5 protein-coding genes and 1 rRNA gene are annotated in these 7,467 nt (G+C 38.7%); all 6 read left to right on the forward strand.

Going from position 1 to position 7,467, the window contains the following annotated elements:
* Nucleotides 1-3: 3 nt before the first annotated feature.
* Entirely contained in the window at nucleotides 4-861 is an 858-nt protein-coding gene (locus H626_RS0107625; protein WP_027108831.1) for a sugar ABC transporter permease, read from the forward strand.
* Nucleotides 862-890: 29 nt separating this feature from the next.
* Nucleotides 891-1,718, forward strand: a complete 828-nt coding sequence (locus H626_RS0107630; RefSeq protein ID WP_027108832.1) for a hypothetical protein — start codon at nucleotides 891-893, stop codon at nucleotides 1,716-1,718.
* 4 nt (nucleotides 1,719-1,722) lie between these two features.
* Nucleotides 1,723-3,990 (forward strand): glycoside hydrolase family 65 protein, encoded by a 2,268-nt coding sequence (locus H626_RS0107635; RefSeq protein ID WP_027108833.1) that lies wholly within the window; start codon nucleotides 1,723-1,725, stop codon nucleotides 3,988-3,990.
* Nucleotides 3,991-4,074: 84 nt separating this feature from the next.
* Entirely contained in the window at nucleotides 4,075-4,734 is a 660-nt protein-coding gene (gene pgmB, locus H626_RS0107640; protein ID WP_027108834.1) for a beta-phosphoglucomutase, read from the forward strand.
* Nucleotides 4,735-4,752: 18 nt separating this feature from the next.
* Nucleotides 4,753-6,456, forward strand: coding sequence for a glycoside hydrolase family 13 protein (locus H626_RS0107645; RefSeq protein ID WP_027108835.1), 1,704 nt, complete (start codon nucleotides 4,753-4,755; stop codon nucleotides 6,454-6,456).
* An 819-nt stretch (nucleotides 6,457-7,275) separates the two neighbouring features.
* Nucleotides 7,276-7,467: ribosomal RNA gene (locus H626_RS0107650) — 16S ribosomal RNA — on the forward strand; the annotation flags it as partial.

Below are 7,467 nucleotides of genomic sequence, written 5' to 3' on the forward strand. Positions count from 1 at the left end.
AAAATGGCTAAACAAAAGAAAATTAGAACACAAAAAAGTGCACGAGCCTGGAATAAGTTTTTCACTTATTTTTACCTCTTGCTATTGTCTGTGATCATTATTTATCCATTGCTTATCACTGTGACTTCTGCCTTTAAGGGCGGGAATGTAATTGCATTCGACTTAAGTTTCAAAGCAGATTGGACGTTGGATAACTTTGATCGGTTGTTCAATAATACATTGTATAGCACGTGGTATTGGAATACTTTGAAAGTGGCTGTTACAACCATGGTCGTTCAAGTAGCAGCGATCACACTGGCTGGATATGCCTATAGTCGTTACCGCTTTATCGGGAGAAATCAATCACTGAAATTCTTCCTGATCGTGCAAATGGTTCCAACAATTGCTGCTTTGACCGCTTTTTATGTTATGGCATTATTGGTCAAAGGATTAGATACACATTGGTTCCTGACCTTCATTTATATTGGTGGAGGGATCCCGATGAATACCTGGCTGATGAAAGGGTACTTCGATACAGTACCAATCGAACTAGATGAATCAGCCCGCTTAGATGGTGCTGGACACATCCGTACTTTCTGGCAAATCGTGTTACCATTAGTTAGACCGATGTTAGCTGTACAAGCTCTATGGGCATTTATGGCGCCCTTCGGTGAATACATGCTTGCACGCTTCTTACTCAGAAGTCCAGAAAACTATACGGTCGCCATCGGATTGCAGACATTTATCAGTAACCCAAGAGAACAACGGGTGACATTATTTGCTGCCGGTGCGATCTTGATTGCAGTTCCGATAGCAGCTCTGTTCTTCTATCTTCAAAAACACTTTGTATCTGGCTTGACTGCTGGAGGAACCAAAGGATAAGAAAGTAAAAATCAGATTGGATGATAGACATGAAAACTACTTCATTTCCACTAAGTTATTTCAAAAGCACACTGACTCCTACGCGCATGTTTGAAGGAAGACATCAATTAAACTGGTTCACACTACTCATTATATTGGTCTTCTTGAATGGCTTACTTTCCATTCCGACTACGTTGAATTATGCGACTGGCGACAGGGTATCCATACAGGGGTTCTATCCGGATACATTTGATCTCATCGATCAAGAAGTCGTGGACTCTTTAGCCGCATCTCCTCAAACTGAAGAAGGATTTACGTTTTCAAAACAGGAGAAATGGGAGAATGAAAATGGAGTAGTTGTTATTGGAGACAGTGAAGCGGAAACCATTTCGGCCGAATCGTATCTTTTATTCAAAGAAAACGAATTTAGCTTAAAAGGGGAGAATGTACCTCAAAGTAATACTCCTTACACCATGGACTTCAAGGTGTCTGAGGGAATGAGTGCGGCAGAATTGATCGAGGAACTCAATCGACAATGGTTTATAGCAAATCGGGTATTTATCGTGGGGGCTTTCTCGTTTATGATAACAGCGATGTTGTTCATAATGATGACGCTCATGGTATTCGGGTCAGCTGTTTTCTTGTATTTGACGAAAAAGAGTTCGGTCACCTCGATCGGTAGTTACAAAGAATCGGTAACGGTTATATTGAATGCACTCGGGTTGCCCACGTTTGCGGTAACGATCATCGGACTACTTTATTTTGATATTTCTCTGATGATCACGTTGCAGATGTTTGGGTTAGCATTAATGTTAGTATTTATTTATTATAAGACGCAATTCTTAGATGAAGATGAACGCGTCCAAGTTCAGGAGTGATAAAATGAAACGTTTATTTGAAATCGATCCATGGAAAGTACAGACAAACGAAATGGATAAAGAAAACAAAAGGCTCCAAGAAAGCTTGACTTCTTTAGGTAATGGCTATATGGGTATGAGAGGAAACTTTGAAGAAGGCTATTCTGGCGATACACATATCGGCACTTATTTAGCAGGCGTCTGGTATCCTGATAAAACGCGTGTTGGCTGGTGGAAAATTGGCTATCCTGAGTATTTTGGAAAAGCCATCAATTCGACTAATTACTTGCCAGTTTCAATTGAAGTAGACGGGAAACGTGTCGATTTAGCTACGGATACATTCAGCGATTTCTCTCTTTCATTAGATATGAAAACAGGAATGCTCGAGCGGTCTTATATCTGGGAAAATGAGAACAAGCGTATTCAATTTTCTTTTGAACGATTTGTCAGTACTGCAACAAAAGAACTGGCTGTAGTGAATGTAAAAGCTAAAATGTTAGCTGGATCGGCAACCATCCAATTCATTCCGGCTATTGACGGGGATGTAAAAAATGAAGACAGTAATTATGATGAAAAATTCTGGCTTTCGCTTGACCATAGCACTCGAAATAAAAGTTATATCACAACAAAAACAAAAGAAAATCCTTTTGGAACAGAACGCTTTACCGTTACGACCATGATGAGTAACTTAACGAACATGGACTTGACAGGAAAAACAGATCATGAATTTTATGTGGAAGAAAGATACGAAATTGCTTTAGCAGAGGGTGAATCAACGGAAGTCACGAAGGTTATATCCGTCGTGACAAGTCGGGACATCGAAGCTGTTAAGCAGGTGGATAAAGCAACCGAACTAATCGAAATTGCTGAAGGAAAAGGCTATATTACCCTAAAAGAAGAACATGTAGCTGGATGGGCAGAAAGATGGCAGAAAGCGGATGTAGAAATCGAAGGTGATGCTGAAAGCCAACAAGGGGTCCGTTTCAACATCTTCCAATTATTCTCAACTTATTATGGAGAAGATCCACGCTTAAATGTTGGACCAAAAGGCTTTACAGGAGAAAAATATGGAGGGGCTACGTATTGGGATACTGAGTCGTGCATCTTGCCGATGTATCTGTCTGTAACTGATGAAGAAGTATCAAAACAATTACTTGTATACCGTCACAATCAGTTGGAACAGGCGTATCACAACGCTAAGCAACAAGGACTAAAAGGTGCTTTGTATCCGATGGTGACCTTCAATGGAGTAGAGTCGCACAATGAATGGGAAATTACTTTCGAAGAAATTCACCGCAATGGCGCGATCGCCCATGCCATCTTTAATTACACCACCTATTCAGGTGATGAAGAATACTTGAAAACAAAGGGCATCGATGTACTGACAGGTATTGCACGATTCTGGGCTGACCGTGTGCATTATTCAAAACGAAACAAGAAATATATGATCCACGGTGTCACAGGACCAAATGAATACGAAAATAATATAAACAATAACTGGTATACGAATACCATGGCTACTTGGACTCTGCGTTATACGATCGAATCACTTGAAAAAGTTTCTGCAGAGAAAAAAGAAGCGCTAGACATTACCAAAGAAGAAACAGGGCACTGGAAAGATATTATCGAAAACATGTATTATCCATATGATGAGGAATTGGATGTGTTTATTCAACACGACACGTTCCTAGACAAGGATCTTCGTCCGGTTGAATCGCTGGCACCTGAAGAAAGACCGATCAATCAAAATTGGTCATGGGATAAAATTTTGCGTTCACCGTTCATTAAACAAGCGGATGTCCTGCAAGGTCTTTATTTCTTGAATCACGAATACTCGATCGAAGAAAAAGTGAAAAATTTTAATTATTACGAACCAATGACTGTTCATGAGTCATCCTTGTCTCCATTGGTCCATTCCATTTTAGCTTCTGAAATAGGAAACAAAGAAAAAGCGTATGAAATGTACTCTAGAACTGCACGTTTAGATTTAGACAACTACAATAACGACACGGAAGATGGTTTGCATATCACTTCTATGAGTGGCGGATGGTTATCGATCGTGCATGGCTTTGCTGGTATGCGTACACAAACAGAGGCATTGATCTTTGATCCTTATTGTCCACAAAAATGGAACAGTTATTCCTTTACAATCAAATACCGTGGACGGCTGATCAAAGTTGAAGTTGATCAACAAGAAGCAACCTTTGTCTTACGTGAAGGTAAAGAGCTGAATATTGTCGTTCACAACGAAACCATTGAATTGAAAGATACAGTTACCATCCCTAACAAATAACAAATGAAACGAAAGGGCTTGAGCTCAGAGCTCAAGCCCTTTAAAATAGGTATAGAGGATAATACAAAAAAGGAGTGGGATTTAATGATCAAAGGGTTCGTTTTCGATTTAGATGGCGTATTGACCGACACGGCAGAATACCATTATCAAGCATGGAAAAATTTGGCAAAAAAATTGACTATTGAAATTGATAGAGAATTTAATGAACAATTAAAAGGCGTGAGCCGTATGGATTCTTTAAATAGGATTTTGGCATATGGGAATAAGGAAAATGATTATTCCGAGGAAGAAAAAGAACGATTTGCTCATGGTAAAAATGAAGAGTACAAAAAATTGATCGAACAGATCACTGAAGAAGATCTGCTTCCGGGTGTGACTGAATTCCTTGATGACTTAAAAAAACGGGGATATAAATCAGCTTTGGCTTCCGCCAGTAAAAACGCCCCTACTATTCTGAATCGCTTAAAGATCGCTGATCGATTTGAGGGCATTGTCGATCCGGCGGAACTGAAAAATGGAAAGCCGGATCCAGAGATATTTATTAAAGGAGCAGAAATCCTGGGACTCGACACTACCGAATGTGTAGGAGTCGAGGATGCTGAAGCCGGTATTTTGGGCATCAACTCCGCAAATATGTTTTCTGTAGGAATCGGCGATCCAATGGTCTTAACAGCAGCAGATTTGAATTTTGAAACAACCAGCGAGTTATCCTTGGATAAAATTATCGAAGCAGCTGAAAAATAAAAGAAAGGATGAAGAGCAATGAATGGATCCTCTCTTGCAAGTGGAGAAATAATTTATCAAATCTATCCTAAAAGTTTCCAAGACACCACTCAAGATGGAATGGGTGATTTAAAAGGCATTATAAAAAGACTGGATTACATTAAAAAACTAGGTGTCACAACAATTTGGTTGAATCCTATTTTTGAATCACCACAAGTCGACAATGGGTACGATGTTTCTGACTACTACACTGTTGATTCAATGTATGGGGATGCTTCAGATTTAGAAGAGCTGATTGAAAAAGCACATGAAAGAGATTTGAAGATCATGTTTGATATGGTTTTGAATCACACTTCAGAAGAACATATGTGGTTTCAGGAAGCTATTAAAGGAAAAGGAAATCCATACCGCGATTATTATCTATGGGCCAGTGAAGAAACCCAAACAGGCCGCCCAAATAATTGGGCTTCGTTTTTGAAGGAATCCGCCTGGCAAAAAGAACCCAACGGAGAAGATTATTACTTCCACTTATTTCATAAAGAAATGCCTGATTTAAATTGGAAAAATCCGAAAGTACGCGAAGAAATGTATGCTGTAGCTGAATATTGGTTAAATAAAGGTGTAGACGGCTTACGTCTGGATGCGTTTATTCATATAGATAAAGAACCGGGGTATCCCTCTTTACCCTATATAGAACCAAGAGAAATAGCTATTGCTGAAGAGTTTTGTGCCAATTTACCTAATGTGAAAATTTATCTCAGTGAATTTGTTTCAAAATTAAAGGAGAATTATCCGGGAACCTATATAGTAGGAGAAGCCTCATCTGCTTTGCCCGATCTTGCTTTAGAATACACCTATCCCCGTGAGTCTAAATGTGATTCGATCGTGTCCTTTCGATATTTCCCCGAAAAAAAAGTAGAAGGGGATGGTCCTTCTTTGCCGTTGGATCTAATGAAAAACCAACTGGATCACCGGGAATTTAAAAAAGTAATGAGTGAGTGGCAACGTGTGCTTGAACCCATGACAGAACCGACTCTTTACTTAAATAATCACGATATGCCACGGATAGTTTCCCGTTATGGAGATGAAGATAAGTTTAGAGATGAGAGCAGTAAAACTTTCGCTACACTCATGTATCTTCAAAAAGGTGTTCCGGTCATCCTGTACGGCGAAGAAATCGGAATGAAAAATTTGATTTTAGAAACCTTAGAAGAAACAAAAATAGGTACGACCCCAGAAATCCGCGAATTTTTATTTGAAAATTTAATCAATCATAATTATTCAGTAGAAGAAGCCTTGAAATTTTTAGAAATGAGAAACTTGTATGCTAGTCGGGGAGCAATGCAATGGACTACAGAAAAGTTTTCAGGCTTTTCAGCTGTTCGCCCGTGGTCCGGAGTCAATAGTGAAAAGAAGTATACAGTTGAAGAACAAGAAGAAGATGATAATAGCATCTTAAACTTCTATCGAAACTTGTTGGTATTGAAAAAAACTGACCTATTTACTCGCGGAACGTTTGAAATGCAATTGAGTCCTGATAATATTTTTGCTTATAAGCGTGAATACGAAGGAGAATGTGCCTTGGTTTTTGCTAATCTTTCAGACCAAGATTGTTATATGGATGTTTCTGAATACATTACAAAACAATCAGAAGTTTTGTTTGAAAATGGTCAGGTAAAAGTTTCAGACGAGATTTTGACTTTCTCCCCCTATGCGTCTATCGTATGGAAATGTAATAAATAAGTGATCAATATACTTTTAAAAATAAAAAAACTACTCAGCTAGTAAAAGCGAGGGAGTAATTTTTCAGCAAATTATCTTTTGACTGTTTAAAGTTGCTCCACAAACTTTTCGTGAGTAGTTTTTTCTTTTTTTACATAGACCGGGAAAGAATCTACTCTACTGGATAAATAGAAGAGGCCCGTTTTCTTCAAAGGAAGTGTGGGGCAAGTAAATAGATAAAACTAAAAAAGTAGGTACGAATGGTGTATTCTTGTTTTTGTGTGTCTTATTGTTTGCAAACGTACGAGTTATATGTGAGATGAAAAAAGTGTGTCTTCCTTTAGCCGTGTAAGCGAAGAAAAGACGATCTGCTGCTCAAAACAGATTCTTTATTGTTAAAGGAGTCAGCAAAGTAAAGATAGAAATCAAGGGAATCGAGAGTTGCATTCGTGTGCGCAGGTATTTTTGCTGCTAAAAACACTGTTAATAGTGACTTTTAGCAGTTTTGGTTTATTATTTTGGTTTATTTTGAAATAATTATGTAATAAAGGTTGACCGACGTTTCAATACTATGGTAAGATATCTCTTGTCGGCAGAAAGAACAACAAATGAACAATGAGAAATTCATTTTCATTTTAATTGCAAAAACTGTTGACACGATAACGAAATATTGTTATGATATAAGAGTTGCTGGTAACGGCGACGCTGAATTGACCTTTGAAAACTAAACAAAGCAAACACAATCAAATGTGCAGGTGTCTTGATTTTTAATTAAGACAACACAGGCAAAGTAAAATTTGCAAAAGAAATAACGTAACATTCAAATTGAGTCACAAACACTTTAACGAGAGTTTGATCCTGGCTCAGGACGAACGCTGGCGGCATGCCTAATACATGCAAGTCGAACGCTGAAGCTCTCTGCTTGCAGAGAGTGGAAGAGTGGCGAACGGGTGAGTAACACGTGGGGAACCTGCCCATGAGAGGGGGATAACATCCGGAAACGGATGCTAATACCGCATAACTAAAGAAACC

Source organism: Lacticigenium naphthae DSM 19658 (genome assembly GCF_000425865.1).
In the GTDB taxonomy this organism is placed as follows: domain Bacteria; phylum Bacillota; class Bacilli; order Lactobacillales; family Carnobacteriaceae_A; genus Lacticigenium; species Lacticigenium naphthae.

Coding starts and splice junctions, on each gene's coding strand:
- H626_RS0107630 (WP_027108832.1), top strand. CDS start 891: ATGAAAACTACTTCATTTCCACTAAGTTATTTCAAAAGCACACTGACT.
- H626_RS0107635 (WP_027108833.1), top strand. CDS start 1,723: ATGAAACGTTTATTTGAAATCGATCCATGGAAAGTACAGACAAACGAA.
- H626_RS0107645 (WP_027108835.1), top strand. CDS start 4,753: ATGAATGGATCCTCTCTTGCAAGTGGAGAAATAATTTATCAAATCTAT.
- H626_RS0107625 (WP_027108831.1), top strand. CDS start 4: ATGGCTAAACAAAAGAAAATTAGAACACAAAAAAGTGCACGAGCCTGG.
- pgmB (WP_027108834.1), top strand. CDS start 4,075: ATGATCAAAGGGTTCGTTTTCGATTTAGATGGCGTATTGACCGACACG.